At 59.6% G+C, this 21,223-nt stretch carries 19 protein-coding genes and 1 pseudogene; 17 read left to right on the top strand and 3 right to left on the bottom strand.

What is annotated here, in order from left to right; all coding sequences use genetic code 11:
• Nucleotides 1-13 precede the first annotated feature (13 nt).
• The 5 genes from DTW90_RS17005 to DTW90_RS16985 are packed head-to-tail and all read left to right on the top strand — an operon-like array spanning nucleotide 14 to nucleotide 4,570.
• Entirely contained in the window at nucleotides 14-1,060 is a 1,047-nt protein-coding gene (locus DTW90_RS17005) for an ABC transporter substrate-binding protein (protein ID WP_132523035.1), read from the top strand.
• A gap of 29 nt (nucleotides 1,061-1,089) precedes the next feature.
• A complete protein-coding gene (locus tag DTW90_RS17000; RefSeq protein ID WP_246664961.1) occupies nucleotides 1,090-2,169 on the top strand; it encodes an ABC transporter ATP-binding protein in 1,080 nt (359 codons plus the stop codon).
• A 4-nt stretch (nucleotides 2,170-2,173) separates the two neighbouring features.
• Entirely contained in the window at nucleotides 2,174-3,073 is a 900-nt protein-coding gene (locus DTW90_RS16995; protein ID WP_149339721.1) for an ABC transporter permease, read from the top strand.
• Entirely contained in the window at nucleotides 3,070-3,867 is a 798-nt protein-coding gene (locus DTW90_RS16990; protein ID WP_132523041.1) for an ABC transporter permease, read from the top strand. Before DTW90_RS16995 ends, DTW90_RS16990 begins: the two co-directional genes overlap by 4 nt.
• 43 nt (nucleotides 3,868-3,910) lie before the next feature.
• Nucleotides 3,911-4,570: an XRE family transcriptional regulator gene (locus DTW90_RS16985; protein WP_149339719.1), complete on the top strand. Its 660-nt coding sequence runs from the start codon at nucleotides 3,911-3,913 to the stop codon at nucleotides 4,568-4,570.
• Between the two features lie 10 nt (nucleotides 4,571-4,580).
• Here the strand turns inward: DTW90_RS16985 and DTW90_RS16980 are convergent, their stop codons facing one another.
• Together DTW90_RS16980 and DTW90_RS16975 are read right to left on the bottom strand one after the other, a co-directional pair.
• Nucleotides 4,581-5,552, bottom strand: coding sequence for a GntR family transcriptional regulator (locus DTW90_RS16980; protein WP_149339717.1), 972 nt, complete (start codon nucleotides 5,550-5,552; stop codon nucleotides 4,581-4,583).
• 16 nt (nucleotides 5,553-5,568) lie between these two features.
• Entirely contained in the window at nucleotides 5,569-7,098 is a 1,530-nt protein-coding gene (locus DTW90_RS16975) for an altronate dehydratase family protein (protein WP_132523047.1), read from the bottom strand.
• A 107-nt stretch (nucleotides 7,099-7,205) separates the two neighbouring features.
• On the opposite strand from DTW90_RS16975, the gene DTW90_RS16970 reads away from it, so the two are divergent.
• From DTW90_RS16970 to DTW90_RS16950, 5 genes and pseudogenes are all read left to right on the top strand, one after another.
• Nucleotides 7,206-8,129, top strand: coding sequence for a dihydrodipicolinate synthase family protein (locus DTW90_RS16970; RefSeq protein WP_149339715.1), 924 nt, complete (start codon nucleotides 7,206-7,208; stop codon nucleotides 8,127-8,129).
• A 12-nt stretch (nucleotides 8,130-8,141) separates the two neighbouring features.
• On the top strand, nucleotides 8,142-8,975 hold the full coding sequence (locus tag DTW90_RS16965) for a shikimate dehydrogenase (RefSeq protein WP_149339713.1): 834 nt from the start codon (nucleotides 8,142-8,144) through the stop codon (nucleotides 8,973-8,975).
• A gap of 49 nt (nucleotides 8,976-9,024) precedes the next feature.
• Nucleotides 9,025-10,284 carry a DegT/DnrJ/EryC1/StrS family aminotransferase gene (locus tag DTW90_RS16960; RefSeq protein WP_149339711.1) on the top strand — a complete coding sequence of 420 codons (1,260 nt, stop codon included), beginning with the start codon at nucleotides 9,025-9,027 and terminating at the stop codon, nucleotides 10,282-10,284.
• A gap of 10 nt (nucleotides 10,285-10,294) precedes the next feature.
• Nucleotides 10,295-11,722, top strand: coding sequence for an aldehyde dehydrogenase family protein (locus DTW90_RS16955; protein WP_149339710.1), 1,428 nt, complete (start codon nucleotides 10,295-10,297; stop codon nucleotides 11,720-11,722).
• Nucleotides 11,723-11,872: 150 nt separating this feature from the next.
• Nucleotides 11,873-13,124 (top strand): annotated as a pseudogene (locus DTW90_RS16950) (D-amino acid dehydrogenase).
• Between the two features lie 185 nt (nucleotides 13,125-13,309).
• Here DTW90_RS16950 and DTW90_RS16945 read toward each other — a convergent pair.
• On the bottom strand, nucleotides 13,310-13,579 hold the full coding sequence (locus tag DTW90_RS16945) for a hypothetical protein (protein WP_132523057.1): 270 nt from the start codon (nucleotides 13,577-13,579) through the stop codon (nucleotides 13,310-13,312).
• Between the two features lie 684 nt (nucleotides 13,580-14,263).
• On the opposite strand from DTW90_RS16945, the gene DTW90_RS16940 reads away from it, so the two are divergent.
• The 7 genes from DTW90_RS16940 to DTW90_RS16910 all read left to right on the top strand — a co-directional run bounded on the left by DTW90_RS16940 (nucleotide 14,264) and on the right by DTW90_RS16910 (nucleotide 21,211).
• Nucleotides 14,264-14,533, top strand: coding sequence for a hypothetical protein (locus tag DTW90_RS16940; RefSeq protein ID WP_132523059.1), 270 nt, complete (start codon nucleotides 14,264-14,266; stop codon nucleotides 14,531-14,533).
• Between the two features lie 33 nt (nucleotides 14,534-14,566).
• Nucleotides 14,567-14,809, top strand: a complete 243-nt coding sequence (locus DTW90_RS16935) for a hypothetical protein (RefSeq protein WP_132523061.1) — start codon at nucleotides 14,567-14,569, stop codon at nucleotides 14,807-14,809.
• Nucleotides 14,810-14,979: 170 nt separating this feature from the next.
• A complete protein-coding gene (locus DTW90_RS16930) occupies nucleotides 14,980-15,993 on the top strand; it encodes a LacI family DNA-binding transcriptional regulator (protein WP_132523063.1) in 1,014 nt (337 codons plus the stop codon).
• A 21-nt stretch (nucleotides 15,994-16,014) separates the two neighbouring features.
• On the top strand, nucleotides 16,015-17,334 hold the full coding sequence (locus DTW90_RS16925; RefSeq protein ID WP_149339708.1) for an extracellular solute-binding protein: 1,320 nt from the start codon (nucleotides 16,015-16,017) through the stop codon (nucleotides 17,332-17,334).
• Nucleotides 17,335-17,395: 61 nt separating this feature from the next.
• Nucleotides 17,396-18,241 (top strand): sugar ABC transporter permease, encoded by an 846-nt coding sequence (locus DTW90_RS16920; RefSeq protein ID WP_132523065.1) that lies wholly within the window; start codon nucleotides 17,396-17,398, stop codon nucleotides 18,239-18,241.
• Complete coding sequence (locus DTW90_RS16915) at nucleotides 18,238-19,071, top strand: carbohydrate ABC transporter permease (protein WP_132523067.1); 834 nt, start codon at nucleotides 18,238-18,240, stop codon at nucleotides 19,069-19,071. The genes DTW90_RS16920 and DTW90_RS16915 overlap by 4 nt, the downstream gene beginning before the upstream one ends.
• Nucleotides 19,072-19,099: 28 nt before the next feature.
• Nucleotides 19,100-21,211: an ADP-ribosylglycohydrolase family protein gene (locus tag DTW90_RS16910; RefSeq protein WP_149339706.1), complete on the top strand. Its 2,112-nt coding sequence runs from the start codon at nucleotides 19,100-19,102 to the stop codon at nucleotides 21,209-21,211.
• The last annotated feature ends 12 nt before the right edge of the window (nucleotides 21,212-21,223 follow it).

Raw genomic sequence — 21,223 nt, 5'->3', positions numbered from 1 at the left:
AAGGGGAACGACAATGAAAAGACGTGAATTTCTGACCGCTTCAGCAGCGGTTGCTGTCGGTACGCTTGCGGCTCCGGCGCTCGTGCGTCCGGCGCGCGCGGCCGGCAAGGAGCTGCGTATGTTGACCTGGGAGGGTTATGCCGACGATCAGTGGGTGAAGGCTTTCGAGGAAAAGACGGGCGCAACCGTCAGCGTCAGCTATACGGGCAGCGTCGATGAAATCTTTGCAAAAATGACAGCCTCCGAAGGCGCGGATTTCGACGTGATCGCGATAGAGACGTCATCCTACAAGCGCCTGACAGAGGAGAAGCTGATCCAGCCGCTGGATAGCGCCAAGCTGCCCAACATCAAGAACCTCGCCGGCGCCTTCAAGCGTGTTTCGGCCATCGTTTTCGACGGCAAGACCTATGCCACGCCCTTCGCATGGGGCTCGATCCCACTGATCTATAGTGCCGACACTTTCCAGACGCCTCCAGATAGCTGGGAAGTGCTTTGGGATGAGAAATACAAGGGCCGCATCATCGTCATGGACGACGCCAACAATGCGATCGTGACGGCGGCGCTGACACTTGGCATCCGCAATCCTTTCAATCTCACCGATGAGCAGTTCGATCAGGTGAAGAAGAAGCTCCTGGCGCAGAAGGCGAACGTTGCCAGCTACTATGCCGGTTTCGATGACGGCGTCAGTATCTTCGCCCAGGGCGGCATCGACCTGATGATGTCGATGGGCGAGCCGCAGGCACCGATGCTCAAGAAGCAGGGCGCCAATGTCGGCCTCGTCATTCCGAAGGAAGGCGCAATCGGCTGGATCGACTGCTGGGCAATCAGCGCCAAGGCGCGTGATCTCGACCTCGCGCACGCCTGGATCGACGCTATGCTTGAGCCCGCCGTCGGGACCTATATCAGCACGAAGACAGGTTACGGCAACACGACGAACCAGGCAGTCAATATCGACGCCGGCCTAACCTATGCCGACAAGCTGGTCTTCTTGCAGGCGCCCGAAGACTTTGCCAAGCGCATCGAGCTTTGGAACGAGATTAAGGCTACTCCGGTACAATAATGGTTGCGTTGGTTTCAGATAGTTCGGATTTGGCCGCCGGGAGACAGAACGTCATCCAGCTCGTTCGGGTGACCAAATCCTATAAGGCCGTCGACGTGCTGAAGCCCGTCGATCTCGATATCCGGGATGGTGAGTTTCTCACCATCCTCGGTCCTTCCGGCTCGGGCAAGACGACGATCCTGCGCATGATCGGCGGTTTCACACCGCCGACGTCAGGCAGGATATTGCTGCGCGGCGCTGACATCGCGCAGGTCCCGATCTATAAGCGGCCGTTCAATACCGTCTTCCAGGACTATGCGTTGTTTCCTCATATGACGGTTGCCCGGAATGTCGGCTACGGCTTGCGCATCCGAAAGACGCCGCCCGGCGAAATCAAGCGGCGGGTAGAGGCGGTTTTGGAAACGGTCAATCTCGCCGACAAGCCGGGTCGCTATCCGGCGGAGCTGTCCGGCGGTCAGCGGCAGAGGGTGGCGCTTGCACGCGCCATCGTCTGCGAGCCACAGGTGATCCTGCTGGACGAGCCGCTTGCGGCGCTCGATGCGGAACTTCGCCGCTCGATGCAGGAGTTCCTCAAGGATCTGCAGCGGCGCATCCGCACGACCTTCGTGTTCATCACGCACGATCAGGAAGAAGCCATCTCGATGTCGGACCGCATTGCGGTCATGGACCATGGCAACCTGGTGCAGGTCGGCACGCCCCAGGAGATCTATTACCAGCCGAAGAGTGAGTTCGTTGCGAAATTCTTCGGCGAGAACAATATCCTGCCGGCATCCGCCGGCCGCCACGTCCCCATGATCGAGAGCCCGCTCGGCAAGCATACGGCCTCTTCCGGTCAGCAGGGCGACCTGCTTCTGGCGATCCGTCCCGAGAGCTTTCGCCTTCATGACGGCAACAATTTGCGTGACGACGAACGCATGGCGAAAGCGCGGCTGGACTCCGTCACCTTCCTTGGCGCGACCACGCAGCTCTCGCTGTCTGTGGGCGCCGGCAGCGAACATCGGATCAAGGTGCGGATACCGACGGCGCTGTCGGTCCGCAATCTCGTGGCGGGAAGCGATGTTATGCTCAGATGGTCTGAGACCGATGTCAGCTTCCTATCGAAAGGGTGACGCCATGAGCATCGCGACAGCCCCCTCCGATATCGCAATCGAGCAGGCAGCCTCAAAGCCATCCCGCAGCCTCGGCAAACTCGTCGCGAGTGTGCTGGTTTACGGCCTGCCGACCGTGATGATCCTGTTGCCGCTCGTGTCCTTCCTTGCCTCCAGTTTTCTCGAGCAGGACAATGGCAAGCTGACGGGCGCACTGACTTTCGCCAACTATGCCGCCTTCTTCACGAGCGGGAGCTATCTCTACGTCTTCTTCAGCACGCTGAAGCTCGCCTTCGTCGTGGCGCTGATATCGCTCGTCTTCGGCTATATACTTTCGTACCTGATCTGGCGTCTGGACGGCTCCGTTCGCTACTTGCTTTTGCTCTTGAGCGCGCTTCCGCTGGTCATGAACTATGTCGTCAAGATCTATGCGATGCGCAGCATCCTCGGCTTCAATGGCTTCCTGAACTCCATACTGCTGTCCCTCGGCATTATCGACGTGCCCAGCAAGCTCTTCATATTCAACCAGACAGCGGTGATGATGACGATGGCAGTGATCTATCTGCCCTTCGGCATCCTGCCGATCTTTTTGGCGTTGGAGCGAATTCCGCAATCTCTGATCGCCGCGGCCGCGGATCTCGGTGCAAAGCCCGGGCAGATATTCCTGACGGTCGTCCTGCCGCTCAGCCTGCCCGGCTCGATTGCCGCGGCGCTCTTTGTCATGGTGATTGCTCTCGGCGATTATCTCACGCCTCAGATGGTCGGCGGCAGCGAAGGATTCACCTTCGGTCGCGCCGTCTGGAGCCAGTTCGGCATGGCCTTCAACTGGCCCTTCGGCGCGGCTCTCGCCGTTATGCTGCTGATTGCCGTCGTCGCGCTGATTGCGCTTGCATCTCTCATTTCACGCACCGCGAGGATCAAATGACCTTGCTCGAACGAATCACCATCACCCTGCTCTGGATAATAGGTGGCATCACCTTTGCGGTGCTCTATGCACCGGCGGCTATCGTCATCCTGCTTTCTTTCGTGGGCATCAAAGACCGCAAGCTGGACTGGTCGGACTTCAGCCTGCAATGGTACGGCAAATTCGCAAGCAATAGTCAGTTGATCGACGCTCTGTCCAATTCGCTGATCGTCGGCGTCTGCGCCGTTTTGATTGCCAGCGCGATTTCGCTCGGTCTCGCATACTACATGAAGACCGGCGCGCGCAGTGGTCGTTCCTATGTCGAATTCGTGATCTTCCTGCCTTTCGTCCTGCCTGCGATCATCACCGGCATCTCGCTGCTGGTTGCCTTCCGCGAGATCGGCATCGAACGCAGCCTGGTCACTGTCACCGCCGGCCACGTCGTTCTGATTCTGGCGGTGATCTACAGGATGGTCACGATCAGGCTCGACGCGATGGAAAATTCGCAGATCGAAGCCTCCCTCGATCTTGGGGCGAACGGCTGGGAAACCTTTGTATATGTTGTGTTTCCGCAGTTGCGCTCAGCCCTGGTCACCAGTTCCCTACTTGCTTTTGCCCTCTCCTTCGACGAAACATTGGTAACGTTTTTTCTCGTCGGAGGGGAAACAACACTCCCCATGCGGCTTTGGGCAATGATGCGAACTGGCTTCACCCCGGAAATCAATGCGCTTGTTTCCGTTGTGCTTTGTGTGACGTTTCTGTTTGCGGCTCTAGGCGCTATGTCTCTGCGCAAGAGCATCGAGCGGAAATCATGACTTCTGCAAGAGGCACCGGCAAGATTGGAAAACACGGCAAGACATGAATGAAAAAGTAAAAAACCTCGGAAAGCTACTGAAGGATCGTCGAGCCTACCATGGTTGGACGCTTGCTGAAGTCAGCTCTATGACGGGCATAGCCACCTCCACCCTGTCCAAAGTCGAGAACGGACATATCTCACCGAATTTCGATACGATCCTCAAGCTGTCGCATGGGCTTGGTGTCGAAATCGGCGATCTGCTGAACTCGTCGCCGAATGAGCCGACGCCGCCCCTTGTCGTCGCGCGCCGCAGCATCAATCGCAATCTCGAAGGACAGCAGCTCGACCGGGAGTACTATCGTTACAGTTACCTGTCTTCCGACGTCGCCCATAAACGCATTATCCCGATTCATATCGAGGTGCGCGCGCTGACGCCGGAGCAGATGGGGCCGCTGACTGCCCATGTCGGCGAGGAGTTCATTCTCGTCCTCAGCGGCAGAATCCGCCTCTTCAGCGAGTATTATGAGCCGACCGATCTCGAACAGGGCGACAGCGTCTATCTCGATAGCACCATGAAGCACGGCTACATGTCGCTTGAGGCGCCGAGCAGTTCTATCATGGTCTGCTGCTCCAGCGCCACGCCGAACCTTGCGCAGACGCTTCGAGAGGTGATCAAGGAGCAGATCATCTCCGAGCAGCAGGCGAAAGGGAAGGGCAGCTAAACGGTCCGATTCAGTCGAGCACATAGGATATCGGTGTAATATCTGACATGGCGAGATAGGCCTGTAGGCGTTCCTTGGCCTTGATGCTGGATTGTTCGAGGTGGGATGTCAGGGCCTGTTGGGCGAGCGGGTAGTTGTACGCGGCGACCGCGTCCATGATCGCCAGGTGTTCGTCCATAAAGGCATCGATCGGCAAAGTGCCCCGGACAGCGCGTTGGATGTGTTTTCCGGCAACAAGCACGCATCGCGTGCGCTTTAGGGCTTCGAGAATCTCGGGGTTGGCGCTGTATTGCAGCGTGGCGACGTGAAGGTCCTCTTCAAGCGTGTCGAGTTCGGCGCTCGCTACCGCCGGAAAATGTTCCGATGCCGCAACCAGACGCTTTCGCATCGTGCTTAAGGCTTCCGCAGGAATGCGTAGCATGGCGGTTCTGAGCGCTGCCGGCTCGAGGAGCATGCGGACCTCGTAGAGATCGTGAAAACGATCCTCGCTGAGGGGATTGATCCACCAGCGGGACTTCTCGTCGCGCGTAACGATGCCGTTTTTTACGGCGTGATTGAGGATGTCGCCGGCAACGGTGCGACCGACATTGTAATGGCGGGCCAAAGCGAGTTCGTTGATGCGAAAGCTGCCGAAGACGGCGCGCAGGATGACGGTATTTTCGAAGTCGTAGTAGAAATTCTGCCAGGCGAACGTCTTGGGGCTCGTTATGGTTTCGTCTTCCAGCTTCAGCATGTCAGGCGTTATCTTGAGGCGCTGCGGCTCGCCCGTCTTGCCCGCGAGCACGCCACGTCCGTCGAAACGGCGCACGAGGCCCTCGGCTTCCAGCGTCGCCAGCGCTTGCTTCACGGGCGAGCGGCTCGAATCGAAGAGCGCCGCGATCGGTCCCTCGAGAAGGACCGTGCCTTCCGGAAGGCTCCGCGACGTCACAGCCTTGCGCAGCGTGTCGGCGATGGCTTCGTAGGCGAGTGTTCGGTGCGCCATTTCGTCCTTTCCCGTCTCAGGTGACCGCACCTATTTGCCAAGGAACAAATTCGAGGTCACCATAATTGTATCCCTCGCTCAGCGTCCGCTCCCCGGAGGCGACGGCAATGATTCTCTCGAAAATGCGCTCGCCCGCCAGCTGGATGCTGTCGCTGCCGTCGACGATACCGCCACAATTGATATCCATGTCCTCGCTCATGTGCTCGTACATCTCGTTGTTTGTCGCAACCTTGATGCAGGGCGCAGGCTTAAAGCCGGAGACGGAACCGCGGCCGGTGGTGAAGACGACGAGGTTGCAGCCGCCGGCGACTTGCCCTGTGACGGCGACGGGATCGTAGCCTGGCGTATCCATGAAGACGAAACCGGGTTCGGTGATGGGTTCTGCATATTCGTAGACTTCCATCAGCGGCATTGAACCGCCCTTGGCAACCGCGCCAAGCGACTTTTCGAGGATGGTCGTGAGGCCGCCTTCCTTGTTGCCGTGCGAGGGATTGTTATTCAGCTCAGCACCATTTTTTGCCGTGTAATCGCGCCACCAATCGATGCGCGTCATCAGCTTTTCGGCGATGGCAGGCGTGGCGGCGCGCCGTGTCAGAAGGTGCTCGGCGCCATAGATTTCAGGGGTCTCACTGAGAACGGCCGTACCGCCGCTCTTCACCACGAGATCGGCGGCATAGCCGAGCGCCGGGTTGGCGGTAATTCCGGAATAGCCATCAGAGCCGCCACATTGCAGCGCGACCTTGAGACCGGACAATGGCTGCTCGGTCCGCTTCACGGCATCGATTTCCGGCAGAAGCTCCTGGATGATCGAAACGGCTTCCTCGATCGTCTTTCTCGTCCCGCCCATGCGCTGGATGGTCATCGTGCGCAAGAGAGGGCCTTCCTCCAGTTCGAAGGCCTTGACCAGATGACTGATCTGGTTCGTCTCGCATCCGAGCCCGATCATCAGGATGGCCGCGAAATTCGGGTTGCGGGCATAGCCGTTCAGCGTGCGCCGCAGATAGGCGTAGCCTTCGGTGTTGGTCGGGATGGCGCAACCGGTGCCATGCGTCAGCGCGACGACGCCGTCGACATTGGCATAGTTGCCGAAGCCGTTGATCTTGAAGTAGTCGGCAACCGCCCTGGCGACGGTGGCAGAGCAGTTCACCGAAGTGATGATGCCGACGTAATTGCGGGTGCCCACGAGGCCCGAGGGGCGCAGATAGCCTTTGAAGCTTCGTCTTTCGCTCTCGGGAAGAAGCGGCGTCGGCCGACCGTCGGCGGCGAATTCGTGCGAGACGGCGCTGTCGAGCATCGCAAGATTCTGCAGATGAACATGCTCACCGGGAGCGATGTCGCGGCTGGCGCGACCGATGACCTGCCCGTACTTAAGGACGACCTCACCTTGAGGGATCGTGCGCACGGCGATCTTGTGGCCGCTCGGGATCGCACTCAGCGCCGAGACCTCCCCGATCGCCTCGCCTGCCACGATAGGGCGCGTGGCGACGACCACGTTGTCCATGTCATGCAGGCGGATGACGGCGGGGCCGGATTGATGCTCGGGCATCGATATCTCCTGAAATTGACCATTGCGTGCAAAAATCATTCGTGATACCGGTTCAGAAGTCAAGTGCAGACTTGAGTTACACGAAAATTTGCGGGGCATTTTTAAAGATGGCGAGTGATCGACCCTATTCCGGACTCTACCCAGTGGCGCCGACACCTTTCACTGAAACGGGAGATGTCGATTTCGACGGCCAGCGCCGCGTGCTTGATTGCATGATCGACCAGGGTGTCGACGGTATCTGCATTCTGGCGAACTATTCCGAGCAGTTTCTTTTGTCCGACGAAGAACGCCTGCAGCTGACCGAGCTCAGCCTCGCTCATGTCGCAGGCCGCGTACCTGTCATGGTGACCTGCAGCCATTTCAGCACACAGATCGCCGCTGCCCGCGCCGAGCACGCCTCGAAGCACGGCGCCAAGCTCATCATGCTGATGCCGCCTTATCATGGCGCAGGCATCAAGCTCGATGAGACATCAATCCGCGAGCATTTCGCCCGGGTCGCCGATGCTGCCGGCGTTCCGATCGTGATCCAGGACGCCCCCTTGAGCGGCGTTACCCTTTCAGCCGATTTCATGGCGCGCATCGCGCGCGACCTGCCGCTCGTGCGCTACTTCAAGATCGAGGTCGCGGGGACGGCCGCTAAGCTCCGCAAGCTCATCGAACTCGGCGGCGAGGCGGTCGAGGGACCGTTCGATGGCGAAGAGGCAATCACCCTGATGGCGGATCTCGATGCTGGTGCGACCGGCGTCATGTCGAGCGCCATGCTGCCCGATCTGATCCGCCCTGTGATCCAATATCATCGCGCCGGCGACCGCCAGCAGGCCGCGAAGGCCTACGAGCGCATCCTGCCGCTGATCAATTATGAAAACCGGCAGTGCGGTCTTCGGGCTGCCAAGACTGTCATGATGGAGGGGGGCGTCATCAAGTCCGATCACGTCCGCCATCCGCTCGAGCCGCTTCATCCAGCAACGCGGGCTGGCCTCCTGGAACTCGCAGGCGGCGTCAATCCCCTGGCACTCTCCTGGGGCAAGTGAGGGCAGGGCAGCATGTCGATCATTGAAGAGCCCAAGATCGCTGAAATCCCCAAGGTCGTTGAAATCAGCGGCCGCACGCGCGTCCTCGGCATCCTTGCGCATCCGACCGAACACGTGAAGGCGCCTCCCGGCATCAATCGCATCGCGATGATGCGCGGCAAGGACGCGGTCATGGTGCCGCTCAATGTTGCGCCGGCCGATCTCGACGGTTTCGTCGCCAGCCTGCGTGTGCTGAAAAGCTTCGATGGCGCCATCGTCACCGTGCCGCACAAGCAGTCCATCATCCGGCTTTGCGACGAGGTGAGCCCGCAGGCGCTGGCTGTCGGCGCCGCAAATGTCGTGCGACGCGAAGCGGACGGCCGGCTCGTCGGCGACCAGCTCGATGGCATAGGTTTCGTCGAGGGCCTGCGCGGTCAGGGCATCGAGGTGCGCGGACGCTCCGTCTATCTCGTCGGGGCAGGCGGGGCGGCCAACGCCGTCGCCTTCGCGCTCGCCGAGGCTGGGATCACGAAGCTGACGCTGGCCAACCGCACGGTCGACAAGATCGAGACGCTGGCCGCCAAGCTGCGCACCGCCTATCCGGAAATCGACGTCGCAATCGGCTCTGTCGATCCGCGCGGGCACGATCTCGTCGTCAACGGTACCACTCTCGGCATGAACGTCACCGATCCCCTGCCGCTCGATGCTTCGCTGCTCGAACCGAACATGATTGTTGCCGAAGTCATCATGGAACCGGAAATCACGCCGCTGCTTCAGGCCGCCCGCGACGTCGGATGCCGCATACATCTCGGTCGCCACATGCTCGACCACCAGCTTCAGCTGATGGCCAATTTTCTCGGACTCTGAGCCTTTTTAGCCGGCTACGGCCTCACTTTTAGTTTTGGGAGACATCGGAATGCAGGATTTGGCAATCAACGGCGGCCCGCGCGCGATCGACGGCACCTTGCCGAGTTTTCGTGACGCCTCTGGCCGCACCTTCGGGCAGGAAGAACTCGATGCGCTGGCGGAGGTCATAAAGTCGGGGCGCCTGTCCTTCCTGACGGGGAAGAAGACCGCGGAATTCGAGCAGGCATTTGCCGAGAAATACGGTGTCAAACATGCGGTCGCCGTCGCAAACGGCACTGCGGCGCTTCACACCGCGGTGATCTATCTCAATCCCGAGCCGGGCGATGAGATCATCCTCTCGCCAGTCACTGACGTGGGCACCGTCATTCCCGTTGTCGCCCAGCTCGCAATTCCCGTCTTCGCCGACGTCGATCCGATTACCCAGAACATCGATCCGGCCTCAATCGAGCGCAACATCACGCCACGGACCCGCGCAATCATGGTGACGCATGTTTATGGCCACCCAGCCGACATGGACGCGATCATGGCGATTGCCCGCAAGCACGACCTCTTCGTCATCGAGGACTGCGCCCAGGCGCATCTCGCCTATTACAAGGGCAAGCTCTGCGGCACTTTCGGAGACGTCGCCTGCTTCAGCTTCCAGCAATCGAAGCACATGACGACCGGCGATGGCGGTATGGTCATCAGCAACAAGGACGAACAATTCGGTCGAGGCTTGCGTCATTGCAGCGACAAGGGCTGGCCGCGCGAGCGAGGCGGGCGCGATCACCTGTTTCTCGCGCCGAACTACCACATGACCGAACTTCAGGCTGCCGTCGGCCTCGAACAGCTGAAGAAGCTGGAACAGTTTGTCGACGCCCGCGTCGCGTCCGCGGACCGGCTGACGCAGCTTCTTGCCGGCGTCGATGTGCAGCCTGTGCTGCCGCTTGAAGGCACGACCGGCGTCTATTTCTTCTATTCGTTCCGGCTCGATCCGGCAAAGCTCGCCGTCCCCGTCACCGAGGTGATGAAGGCACTGACTGCCGAGGGCATCGACGGCTTCATCGGCTATCCCGGCCAGATCCCGCTCTACGCCTATCCGCTCATCCGTGAGCACAAGACCTTCGGCGCATCAGGATGGCCGTTCACGCTCGAGGGCGTGCGCAAGATCGACTATGCCGACGGACTTTGCCCGGAGGCGGAACGCGCCTGCAAGGAAACGATCTGCATGTGGTGGACGGACCGCCTGGAAGAACGCCATCTGCAGCAGATTGGCGCCGCGATCCGCAAGGTGGTCGCGGCCTACGCCAAGCCCGCCGTTGCAGCGTGAGGGAGCAGATATGTTTCAGAACCTGATTGCCGGCGAGTGGACCGGTTCGAACGGCGCGGAGAACATCAACCCGTCGAACACGAATGAAGTGGTCGGGCTTTATGCGAGCGCCGATGCCAAGGATGTGGCCAACGCGATCGCGGCTGCCAAGGCTGCTTTCCCGGCCTGGTCGCGCTCGGGCATCTGGGAACGCCATGTCATCCTGAAGAAGGCCGGCGACGAGATCATGGCGCGCAAGGACGAGCTTGGCGCGCTGCTTGCCCGCGAGGAAGGCAAGACCCTGCCGGAAGCGATCGGCGAGACGATCCGCGCCGCGCAGATCTTCGAATTCTTTGCCGGCGAGGCGCTGCGCTTGGCGGGCGAAGTGCTTCCCTCCGTGCGTCCCAATATCGGCGTCGAGATCACCCGCGAGCCGATCGGCGTCATCGGCATCATCACCCCCTGGAACTTCCCGATCGCCATCCCGACCTGGAAGATCGCCCCGGCGCTCTGCTACGGCAACACCGTCGTCTTCAAGCCGGCCGATCTCGTGCCCGGCTGTTCCTGGGCGATCGTCGATATCCTGCATCGCGCCGGCCTGCCGAAGGGCGTGCTGAACCTCGTCATGGGCAAGGGCTCGGTCGTCGGTCAGGCCATGCTCGACAGCCCGGAGCTGGCGGGCATCACCTTTACCGGCTCTGTCGGCACGGGCAAGCGCGTTGCGGTTTCGTCCGTCGAGCATAACCGCAAGTACCAGCTCGAAATGGGCGGCAAGAACCCGATGGTCATTCTCGACGATGCCGACCTTACCGTCGCCGTCGAGGCTGCCGCCAATTCGGCCTTCTTCTCGACCGGCCAGCGCTGCACGGCATCCTCGCGCCTGATCGTGACCGAAGGAATCCACGACCGCTTCGTCGCTGCCATGACCGAGAAGCTGAAGACGCTCAATGTCGACGACGCGATGAAGCCGGGCACCCATATCGGCCCCGTGGTCGACGAGAAGCAGCTGAAGACCGATACCGACTATATCGAGATCGGCAAACAGGAAGGCGCCAAGCTTGCCTTCGGCGGCGAGCTGATCAAGCGCGACACGCCCGGCTTCTACCTGCAGCCGACGCTGTTTACCGAAGCGACCAACCAGATGCGCATTTCCCGTGAAGAGATTTTCGGGCCGGTCGCATCGGTCATTCGCGTTAGGGATTACGAAGAGGCGCTGGCCGTCGCCAACGACACGCCGTTTGGCCTGTCGTCGGGCATCGCGACGACCAGCCTGAAGCATGCCACGCATTTCAAGCGCAATGCCGAGGCCGGCATGGTGATGGTCAACCTGCCGACGGCGGGCGTCGACTTCCACGTGCCCTTCGGCGGCCGCAAAGGATCGTCCTTCGGCTCGCGCGAGCAGGGCAAGTACGCCGCAGAATTCTTCACAACGGTCAAGACAGCATACACGCTGGCTTGACCACAACAAAATGTCTGACGACCTCCCAGGGAGGTCGTCGCAGTCATTGGGAACTCCAGGGCTAGCGTCGGACCTCCCGGCAGCCGCTCCCCCTTTGCAATCCATCATCGCCGATAGCGCAATGGACGTGTCCCATCCGTCGAGGAAAACATGAAAGTCATCGTACTGGGGGGGCGGCATCATCGACGTGACATTCGCTTATCAGCTTGCAAAAGCCGGTCACGATGTCACCGTGGTTGATAGGCAAAAGGCGCCTGCGCTCGAGACAAGCTATACAAATGCCGGCGAGGTTTCGTTTGGATATTGCTCTCCCTGGGCCGCCCCTGGGATCCCGCAAAAGGCGCTGAAGTGGATATTCATGCGGCACGCGCCGCTGATCCTGAGGCCGAAGCTTGATGCGGCCATGGTCTCATGGCTTTTCAAGATGCTTTCGAACTGTACCTCGGAGCGGTACCCGATAAACAAGAGCCGCATGTTACGGCTGGCCGACTACAGCCGGCAGACGCTAGCGGATGTTCGAAAAGAAACCGGCATTCGCTATGACGAGCGGATGAAGGGTACGCTGCAATTGTTCCGCACGCAGCAGCAACTCGATGCCTGCGCAAAGGATATGAAGGCACTCGCCGCGGACGGAATTCCCTACAGATTGTTGGGACGAGACGACTGCACTCACTTTGAACCGGCTCTCACGCACGTGCGCGAAAAATTCGTCGGAGGGCTGCTGACGCCCATGGACGAGACCGGCGACTGCTTCAAATTCGCCAATGCCTTGGCCGAGAAAGCCGGTAAATTTGGCGTCCGTTTCCTCTTCAACACGGTGATACAAGGCTTGAATGTTGAGGCTGGGCGTGTCCGTGGCATCACGACCGATCGTGGGCGTCTCGATGCGGACATCATCGTCGTCGCGCTTGGGAGCTTTTCACCGCTTTTGCTCAAGCCCATGGGAATCAAACTGCCGGTCTATCCTGTGAAGGGGTATTCGCTGACAATTCCAATCGCGGACGCCTCCAGAGCTCCGGAATCGACGATCATGGACGAGACTTACAAGATTGCGATCACGCGCCTCGGCGATCGTATCCGCGTCGGAGGCATGGCTGAAATCTCAGGCTATACCAACGATCTCGGCGAAGCGCGCCGTCGTACGCTGGAGCATTCGGTAACGGATCTCTTCCCCGGTGGGGACGTCTCAAAGGCACTGTTCTGGTCGGGACTTCGGCCGATGACGCCGGACGGAACCCCGGTCATCGGGGCGACCAGAATTGCAGGCCTGTTTCTCAACACCGGCCACGGAACCCTGGGTTGGACCATGAGCACCGGATCGGCGAAAGTCCTCAGCGACATCGTCAGCGGCAAAGCACCCGAAATCGACGTGCATGGACTTGCAATCAGCCGCTATGCTTGACGTGTGGTCGATTGCGGAAGTCTCGGATGCAGTGAAGAGCAAGGCATCGAAAGCCCGCCCGTAATCCGACGCCATCTTTCGGCGCGTATTTGACGCCGCTAAAAATGAATCTCCGGTGGTCAGAACAAGTTCGCCACAGCAACGCACCTGGAGTTGAGATCCGATGATCGGGTCTGCGAGATCAGCTAATCGAACGGCGATTCTATATAGACGCGGCTGACAAGCCTCAACGTCCGGTCCGGCTGGATGATGTACGTCTCACGAACTCTTTCACCCCACTGATCCGTGAAGATATGTGGCACCTGGCTTCCGATCGGAGACTTGGTAAGTTTCTGTGTCGGTTGGCCACCATAGGTGATACTGCCGGGGATAGGCTCCAGGGAGATGCCACCTGAAGCCTGGGCGCAGGCGGTCAGCAGCGTCGTGACGACGAAAAGGGCTGCAAAGGGCTTCATCTCTATCTCGATCTCCGGTGTTGTCGTTTGCCGAGCAAACCCTAGGCAATGAGGTAGGGTAGGAGCGATCGGTTGCAAGCGCTACTACTGAACTCCGAAGTGTGTGTCGACCGCTGCACGACTTCTGAACGGCGGGTTATTTCGCGCTCGGATAAGGTCATCCGGCTAATATTATTTGAGGTCGACCGAGCGGCGAATTTCAGTCCGGCCGCCGGACGGGATGTAGATTTCTCCACCATAGAAACGCCGTCAGAAGACAAAGCCCGCCGTGGTCTACTATGAGATTCTTATACAGTCTCGCTATTTCCGTAATGGAAATCCTACGTCCCTCGGGCCTACATCCACAAGCGAAAGAGTTCACAACTCACGCACCGTCCGCCGAGCGAAAGAGGGCCGGCGAATGGGCTCATGTCGCCTTGGCGCTCTCCCCTGCTTAAGGAGGCGTCAAAGGTAGTTGTGTCCGACATCCTTCCTGCGAGGAATTCATGAAGCCTGGCGCCAAGCCTTTTATCATCGAGATCAGGCCCTCTCGGCGGCTTGTCAAAATCCGGATGAAGCAGCGATTGCGAGAGCAGTCTGCGGCAGGGCCGATGACGATCTCCGACAACAGCGATGACAAGAACTCGGCCGACGCCGATGCGGAAGTTTCGGCGTCATCTCGCGAGCGAACGACGGTATCTCTTCATGGCGATTGAACTCGACAGCGTCTCACGGGCAACCGTCGGCAGATTTGTCGTCAAGGTCAATTTGTCTCTGTTGATCGCGCTGTTCTCAAAATCCAGCCTTCTTCTTTCCGCGTCGCGGTGTCTGCAACTCTACGCCCTGTTGATGGCCGCGATCGCAGTTCTCACCCGCCAGCGATACTCGCCGGATTCGTTCAATCACTGGAGCGAGGCTCTATGGCTCGCCTTCGTTGCTGCGGGACTTCAACTGCTTCAACGCGCTTCGTTGTAGTCCCGACCATCTCTGAAATTGAATCCCAATTCCATGGTAAGCCGAAACCTGCCTTTCGAGTATTTCATCCTCAGCAACGTCGAGCCGGATGGCCCGGTCGTTGGTTTTGTCGCCGACCGACCGGTCCGTGGCTCCGTTGTCGATGGGCACGGCCGACGATATCGATTTTCCGGCTTGGCGCGCCGGGATGGGAGCGGGCGGCTTGATGTCGAGGATCTGCGGACAGGCGAGTGGATCGTCCTGCCGGATTTGGTGTACACCAGAACGAAGACTTAGAACGAGACGCTTCGGACTATGGTCCCGATGAGCACCGATGCTCGTTCTCGCCACCGTGGGGGTCCCTCATCTGGCGCCCCTGACCATTTCAGAATTGCGAGAGGGACTTGACGAATTAGGCGCTGTCTGATTATTGATACGTATCACTAATACGTATAAGTGAGATTACGTTGACGGGCACGCGGGCGACGCAGAAGGATGTAGCAAAAGCAGCGGGCGTCTCGCAGGCGACCGTTTCGCTGGTCCTCAGCGGTGGCGCACCATCCATTCCGCCGGAGACTTGGGCGCGAATAACCAAGGCGGCAAAGGACCTCGGCTATGTGCCGAACCGCTTCGCTCAGGCATTGAAGACGAGCCGATCGATGACGATCGCCTGCATCGTGCCTGACATAACCAACCCGTTCTATCCGTCGCTGATCCGCGGCATACAGTCGGTCACCGATGGCCTGAGTTATGACGTGATCTCGGTCAACACCGACGGCTCGCCCGAACGCGAGCGGCATTTCCTGGACTGGGCGCGACAAGGGCGTGTGGATGGCGTGATCGGCGTGTTCTTCACGCTGCGTGCCCAGGATTTCAGTCCTCTGATCGAAGCCGGCGTGCCGGTCGTGCGTATCGAATCCTCGAAGAAGCAGGGCGGCGAGATTGCCGTCGATGATATCTTCGTCGACAGCCGTGCCGCGGCCTATGCGGTTACCGAATATCTGATCGCGCAGGGTCATCAACGCATCGCCATGGTGGCCGGTCGGGGTGGCCCGCAATCCACCCGGATCGAGGGATATCGCACCGCGCTCGCCGCGGCCGGCCATAAGGACCATGTCGTTGTCGACGAGGAATTCAGCGAGATCGGCGGCACGCGAGCGGCCGAAGCCATTCTCGCGAATGGCTTCGAGCCCACTGCGATCTTCGCAGCCAACGACTTGATGGCGATCGGAGTCATGCAGGCGCTTCGCGAGCGCGGCATAGAGATCCCCAGGGATATCGCCGTCGTCGGTTTCGACGACATTTCCGCTGCCAAGCTGGTCACGCCGTCGTTGACGACGGTTGCTCAGTTTCAATGGCAGATGGGTGAACGAGCGGCCCAGACGCTGATGGAACGGTTGCGAGGTGAAAAAACCGGTCCCGGAACCGCGGTCGAAATGCCGTTCAATCTAATCCAAAGGGGCTCGACGAAGGCCGCCTGAGGCAAGCTGGAGGAGGAAAACATGCAACGCCGTACTGTATTGAAAGCCGGGCTTGGTCTTGCGACCCTGCCGTTCATGGCCCGCTTCGGGTTCGCAGCCGACCCGAAGCCCGTCAGCTTCTGGTATGAGTCCGCATCGCCGGAAAATCAGGACAATCTCAAGAATATCCTGGTCGATTCGTTCAACGCCGCGCATCCCGAGGATATGCTGAGCATCGATTTCCGCGGTTCCGATCTCGACAAGCAACTGCGCATCGCCATGCTGTCGGGAACCGGTCCGGATGTCGTCTTCACCGCCGGTCCGAGCTATGTGGCTGCAATGGCCCAGGCCGGCCAGCTGCTGCCGCTCGATGACTATGCGAAGAAATACGGCTGGAACGACAACCTGCTGCCGCTCTTCCTTGAGCTCGGCAAGTATGACGGCAAGCTCTATGCGCTGGCCAAGACCTATGAAACGCTGGGGCTTTTCTACAACAAGACCCTGTTCAACACAAACAATTGGAAGGCGCCGACCACTATCGCGGAGTTCGAAAGCCTGGCCGATGAAATGAAAGCCAAGGGGCTTGTGCCTTTCGGTGCCGGCAACGCGGACTGGCGACCGGCCAACGAGCACTATGTCTCCATCGTTCTGAATTCCATTTCAGGACCGGAAAACGTCTACAAGGCGCTGACCGGCGCGATCCCGTGGACGGACCCGGCCTTCGTGGCTGCAATCGACAAGCTGGCGCAGTGGTGGGACAAGGGCTATTTCGGCGACAATTACTTTTCGCTGACGCTGGAACAGGCGTTTGCCCAGATCGCGACCGGCCAAGCCGGCATGGCGCCGACGGGCACCTGGAACTTCACCAATATCCCGACCTATTTCCCGCAAAACAACGCGGAACCCGGCTTCGTCGGCTTCCCGAGCATGAGTGGCGATCCGATCTATCCGCTCGGCATCGGCTCGACACTGTCGGTCAATGCCAAAGCCGGCAATGCCGACGGCGCGGCCGCCGTCCTCGACTACATCTTCAAGGACGATTTCTACAGCAAGATGAACTCGGTCTGGCAGGGCGAATGGAACCTGCCCCTGAAGGACCTCTCCAAGGTCAAGCTCGCCGATAATGTGCAGCCGCTCTACATCGAAGTGATGAAGAATCTGTCGTCCGCGGTCAACGCCGGCAAGTACGGCTACACGACCTGGACTTTCCTGCCCCCGGCGACCGACACCTATCTGGTCAGCGGCATGGAAGAGGTCTGGCTCAAGAAGCAATCTTCGGCCGATTTCCTGAAGAAACTCAATGAAACCTTCAAGCAGGAGAAGGACGCCGGCAAGGCTCCAGCCGTCCCCGCGCGCACCTGATCAACGTTAAGCAGCAGAGGAGCGGTGCCTGCCGCACCGCTCTTTTCCTGGAGAAGAACCCATGCATCGGCTTTATCTCGTCCCAACGATGATCATCAACGTGGTCGTCGTGCTGGTACCGGCACTCCTGACGGTCGTGCTCGCCTTCTATAATTGGGATGGCATTTCCACCCCGACCTTCGCCGGACTCGACAATTTCCGGGCACTGGCGGCCGATGGCGTATTCTGGTCGGCGCTGGGTAACAACATCATCTGGACGGTCATCTTCCTGACTGTCCCAATCGCGATGGGATTGCTCGCCGCCTCCATGCTGCTCGTCGTTCGTCGCGGCAGTAATGTCTTCCAGGTCATCTACTTTCTGCCCGTCGTCATCGCGACGCCGATCACCGCGCGCATCTGGCAGGGCATGATCTACAGCCCGGTCACCGGCATCTTCGGGGTTCTCAAGAAATACGGAATGCCTTTTCCCAATCCTTTGACGCAGCCCTCGATTTCCCTTTTCGGCGTCGCGACCGTCGACCTCTGGCACTGGTGGGGATTTCTCTGCGTCATCTTCTTCGCAGCACTTCGCCAGGTTCCGCAGGAGCAGATTGAGGCCGCTCGCCTCGAGGGCGCCACCTATTTTCAGATGATGCGCTATGTACTTCTGCCGGGGATCAAGCCGACGATTACCCTGCTGATGATCATGACGGTCATCTGGTCGTTCCTGGCTTTCGACTTCGTCTATATCCTGACACAAGGCGGTCCGGCCTATTCCAGCGAGATGCTGTCGACGCTCGCCTATCGTCACGCTTTCTACGACCTGAATGTCGGACAGGCAGCGGCGGCCGCGCTCGTCATCAGCGTCTTCGGTCTGGTCGGCACGTTCTTCTATGTTCGCATCCAGGGCAGGGAGGCCGAGCAATGAGATTGGTCGAAAGCCGTGCAACGCTGACGCTGTCCTATATCCTGCTTGCTCTCTTCGCATTCATCGCACTCTTTCCGATCGCGCTGCTCGTTCTGAATTCGCTGAAGCCGGCCGCCCAGATCGTGCAGAATCCGCTGGGCATGCCCAATCCCATCCGCTGGCAGAATTTTGCCAATGCCTGGAAGCACGCGAAGTTTTCCCAGACCTTCATCAATTCGGTCATGGTCAGCGGCACCACCATCGTCCTGGTGTGCAGCACGTCGTCGCTGACGGCCTATGTGCTCGCCCGCAGGAAGATCAAATCCTGGAAGATCTTCACCTTCTACCTGATGGCGACAACGACAGCGCCGATCCAGCTTTATATCTTCCCACTCTACTTCGGCTTTGCCAAACTCGGACTGATCAACAACGTCTTTGCTGTCGCCCTGATCTACACCGCGCTCTACAGCCCCTTTGCGGTCATGCTGCTGCGGACTTATTTTCTGGCCGTTCCGAAGGAGCTGGAGGAAGCCGCGATCGTCGACGGCGCGACCGCCTGGCAGGTCTTTTCCAAGGTGATGTTGCCGATCGTCTCGCCCGGCATTCTGACGGTCGCGCTGATCATCGGGCTCAATTCGTGGAACGAATTCCTGATTGCCACGACCTTCCTGCAGAAGGCCGAGAACGTCACAGCCGTCATCGCCTTTTATCTTCTTTCCGGCCAGTACAGCTCCGATTGGGGTGAGATCATGGCCGCCGCCCTCATCATCGTCATCCCGGTCGTCGCCCTCTTCGTCTTCATGCAGAGACGCTTCATCGAAGGCATGGCCGGTGGCTCGGTGAAGGGCTGACCTTTTGAAATATATGGAGGAAATTCGCATGCAACTTCCGAACGATTACCTGGAACGCGTCTATGCCGGCGTCATTGGCAAACTGGTTGGTGTCTATCTCGGCCGCCCATTCGAAGGCTGGACCTATCAGAAGATCATGGAGGAGTTGGGCCCGATCGAATATTACGTGCATGAGCGCCTGAACCAGCCGCTTGTGGTCACCGACGATGACGTTGCCGGCACTTTTACCTTCATTCGCGCGCTCGAAGATTATGGCATCAAGCCGGACCTTTCGGCCGAAGAGATCGGCAAGGCCTGGCTGAATTATATCGTCGAGGAGCGTTCCATCCTGTGGTGGGGTGGCAATGGCAATTCCACCGAACATACTGCGTGGCTTAACCTCAAGAAGGGTGTTGCCGCTCCGGCGTCCGGCTCGATTGCCACCAACGGACAGGCCGTTGCCGAGCAGATCGGCGCACAGATATTCATCGACGGCTGGGCGATGGTCGCTCCATGCCAGCCGGAACTTGCCGCCAGGCTTGCGGAGCAGGCCGGCAAGGTCAGCCATGACGGTGAATCCGTTTACGCCGCCATGCTCTGGGCGGCCATGGAAGCCGAGGCTTTCCGGTCCTCCGATATCGATCATCTGATCGACACCGGCCTTGCGCAAATCCCGCGCGACAGTCTCATCGCCAAGCTGATCACCGACATCAGGGGTTGGCACAAGGCCAATCCGGACTGGCGCGATACCCGCCAGAAGATCGAGGACGAGTATGGCTACGACAAATATCCGGGCAATTGCCACGTCGTGCCCAACCATGCGCTGATGGTGATGGCCGCACTCTACGCGCCGCACGACTTCCAGCAGGCGCAGATGATCGTCAATACATCAGGCTGGGATACCGACTGCAACGCCGGCAATGTCGGCTGCCTGCTTGGCATCATGAACGGTCTCGAAGGGCTGGAGGAAGGCCCGGACTGGCGCGGCCCGATCGCCGACCGCATGCTGATCTCGTCTGCAGATGGCGGTAACTCCATCAACGATGCCGTCCGCCAAGCCTATTTCCTGACCAATCTCGGCCTGCAGCTCAGCGGCGGCCAGAAGCTCGATGCGCCGAAGGACGGCGCACAGTTCCATTTCTCTTTGCCCGGCAGCCAGCAGGGTTTCCGCCCGCAGACCGGCCTGGATGTCAGCGATGCCATCCGTGTTCGCAATGCCGAATTTGAAGGTAGCCGGGCGCTCGCGATCGACTACGAGGCACTGGGTCCGGCACAGATCGCCGCAGCCACGACCCCAACCTTCTCGCCGCGCGAAATGCTCAACATGCGCACCTATGACCTTATGGCCACGCCTCTCGTCTATCCCGGCCAGATCGTAAAGGCGCGCGTTCGGGCCGGGGCGGAAAACCGCGGCATCGTGGACGTAAAACTCCGTGTCCGCGTCTATGATGAGCGCGATCAGCTGAGAAATATCGATGCGACCGCTGTCACCATCGAGCCCGGAAAGGAAGCGGTTCTGCAGTGGACGTTGCCGGATACCGGCGGCCAGCCGATCGCCGAGATCGGGATTACGATATCGGCAAAGGGCAAGCGCGCCGACGGTCGGCTGCTGGTCGATTATCTCAGGTGGGACGGCGCTCCGGCGCTTACACTGAAGCGTCCCTCCGGCGATTGCGACTTCTGGCGGATGTCCTGGGTGAACGGTGCCAGCTTCTTCTCGAAGCGCTTTCCGGCCGCATTCCGCATCGCGCAGAACAGCGGTGAAGGCATCATCATCCACGGGACGCGCCAGTGGACTGATTATCAGGCGGCCGGCAATGTCATGCTGCATCTCGGCAATTACGGCGGCCTTGCAATCCGCGCCCAAGGCTTGCGCCGCTATTACGGCGCTCGCGTCACCCGGGACGGCAGGATACAGATCGTGCGGGTTCGCGACGAGGACACAAAGGTGCTCGCCGAGACCGCCTTCAACACCGAGTTTGAGAAGCCGATTTCCATGCGTGTTTCGGCCAAGGGCGATAGCATCGTCTTCGAAGCCGATGGCGTATCGATCTCCGCGCGGGACAACAGTCCAGAAGCCTTTGGCGACGGCGGCGTCGGACTTCTCGTTCACGAGGGCGCACTGTCTTCAAATGAAATCCGCGTTGGAGCGGTTCAGTGACGATGCGTGACT

Source organism: Neorhizobium sp. P12A, from assembly GCF_008365395.1.
GTDB lineage: Bacteria > Pseudomonadota > Alphaproteobacteria > Rhizobiales > Rhizobiaceae > Rhizobium.
This window is presented reverse-complemented; position numbering and strand designations above follow the sequence as displayed.

What these genes read in the sequence shown, in the direction of transcription:
- DTW90_RS17005 (WP_132523035.1), top strand. Translation starts at nt 14, where the DNA reads ATGAAAAGACGTGAATTTCTGACCGCTTCAGCAGCGGTTGCTGTCGGT.
- DTW90_RS16995 (WP_149339721.1), top strand. Translation starts at nt 2,174, where the DNA reads ATGAGCATCGCGACAGCCCCCTCCGATATCGCAATCGAGCAGGCAGCC.
- DTW90_RS16990 (WP_132523041.1), top strand. Translation starts at nt 3,070, where the DNA reads ATGACCTTGCTCGAACGAATCACCATCACCCTGCTCTGGATAATAGGT.
- DTW90_RS16985 (WP_149339719.1), top strand. Translation starts at nt 3,911, where the DNA reads ATGAATGAAAAAGTAAAAAACCTCGGAAAGCTACTGAAGGATCGTCGA.
- DTW90_RS16980 (WP_149339717.1), bottom strand. Translation starts at nt 5,552, where the DNA reads ATGGCGCACCGAACACTCGCCTACGAAGCCATCGCCGACACGCTGCGC.
- DTW90_RS16975 (WP_132523047.1), bottom strand. Translation starts at nt 7,098, where the DNA reads ATGCCCGAGCATCAATCCGGCCCCGCCGTCATCCGCCTGCATGACATG.
- DTW90_RS16970 (WP_149339715.1), top strand. Translation starts at nt 7,206, where the DNA reads ATGGCGAGTGATCGACCCTATTCCGGACTCTACCCAGTGGCGCCGACA.
- DTW90_RS16965 (WP_149339713.1), top strand. Translation starts at nt 8,142, where the DNA reads ATGTCGATCATTGAAGAGCCCAAGATCGCTGAAATCCCCAAGGTCGTT.
- DTW90_RS16960 (WP_149339711.1), top strand. Translation starts at nt 9,025, where the DNA reads ATGCAGGATTTGGCAATCAACGGCGGCCCGCGCGCGATCGACGGCACC.
- DTW90_RS16955 (WP_149339710.1), top strand. Translation starts at nt 10,295, where the DNA reads ATGTTTCAGAACCTGATTGCCGGCGAGTGGACCGGTTCGAACGGCGCG.
- DTW90_RS16945 (WP_132523057.1), bottom strand. Translation starts at nt 13,579, where the DNA reads ATGAAGCCCTTTGCAGCCCTTTTCGTCGTCACGACGCTGCTGACCGCC.
- DTW90_RS16940 (WP_132523059.1), top strand. Translation starts at nt 14,264, where the DNA reads ATGGCGATTGAACTCGACAGCGTCTCACGGGCAACCGTCGGCAGATTT.
- DTW90_RS16935 (WP_132523061.1), top strand. Translation starts at nt 14,567, where the DNA reads ATGGTAAGCCGAAACCTGCCTTTCGAGTATTTCATCCTCAGCAACGTC.
- DTW90_RS16925 (WP_149339708.1), top strand. Translation starts at nt 16,015, where the DNA reads ATGCAACGCCGTACTGTATTGAAAGCCGGGCTTGGTCTTGCGACCCTG.
- DTW90_RS16920 (WP_132523065.1), top strand. Translation starts at nt 17,396, where the DNA reads ATGCATCGGCTTTATCTCGTCCCAACGATGATCATCAACGTGGTCGTC.
- DTW90_RS16915 (WP_132523067.1), top strand. Translation starts at nt 18,238, where the DNA reads ATGAGATTGGTCGAAAGCCGTGCAACGCTGACGCTGTCCTATATCCTG.
- DTW90_RS16910 (WP_149339706.1), top strand. Translation starts at nt 19,100, where the DNA reads ATGCAACTTCCGAACGATTACCTGGAACGCGTCTATGCCGGCGTCATT.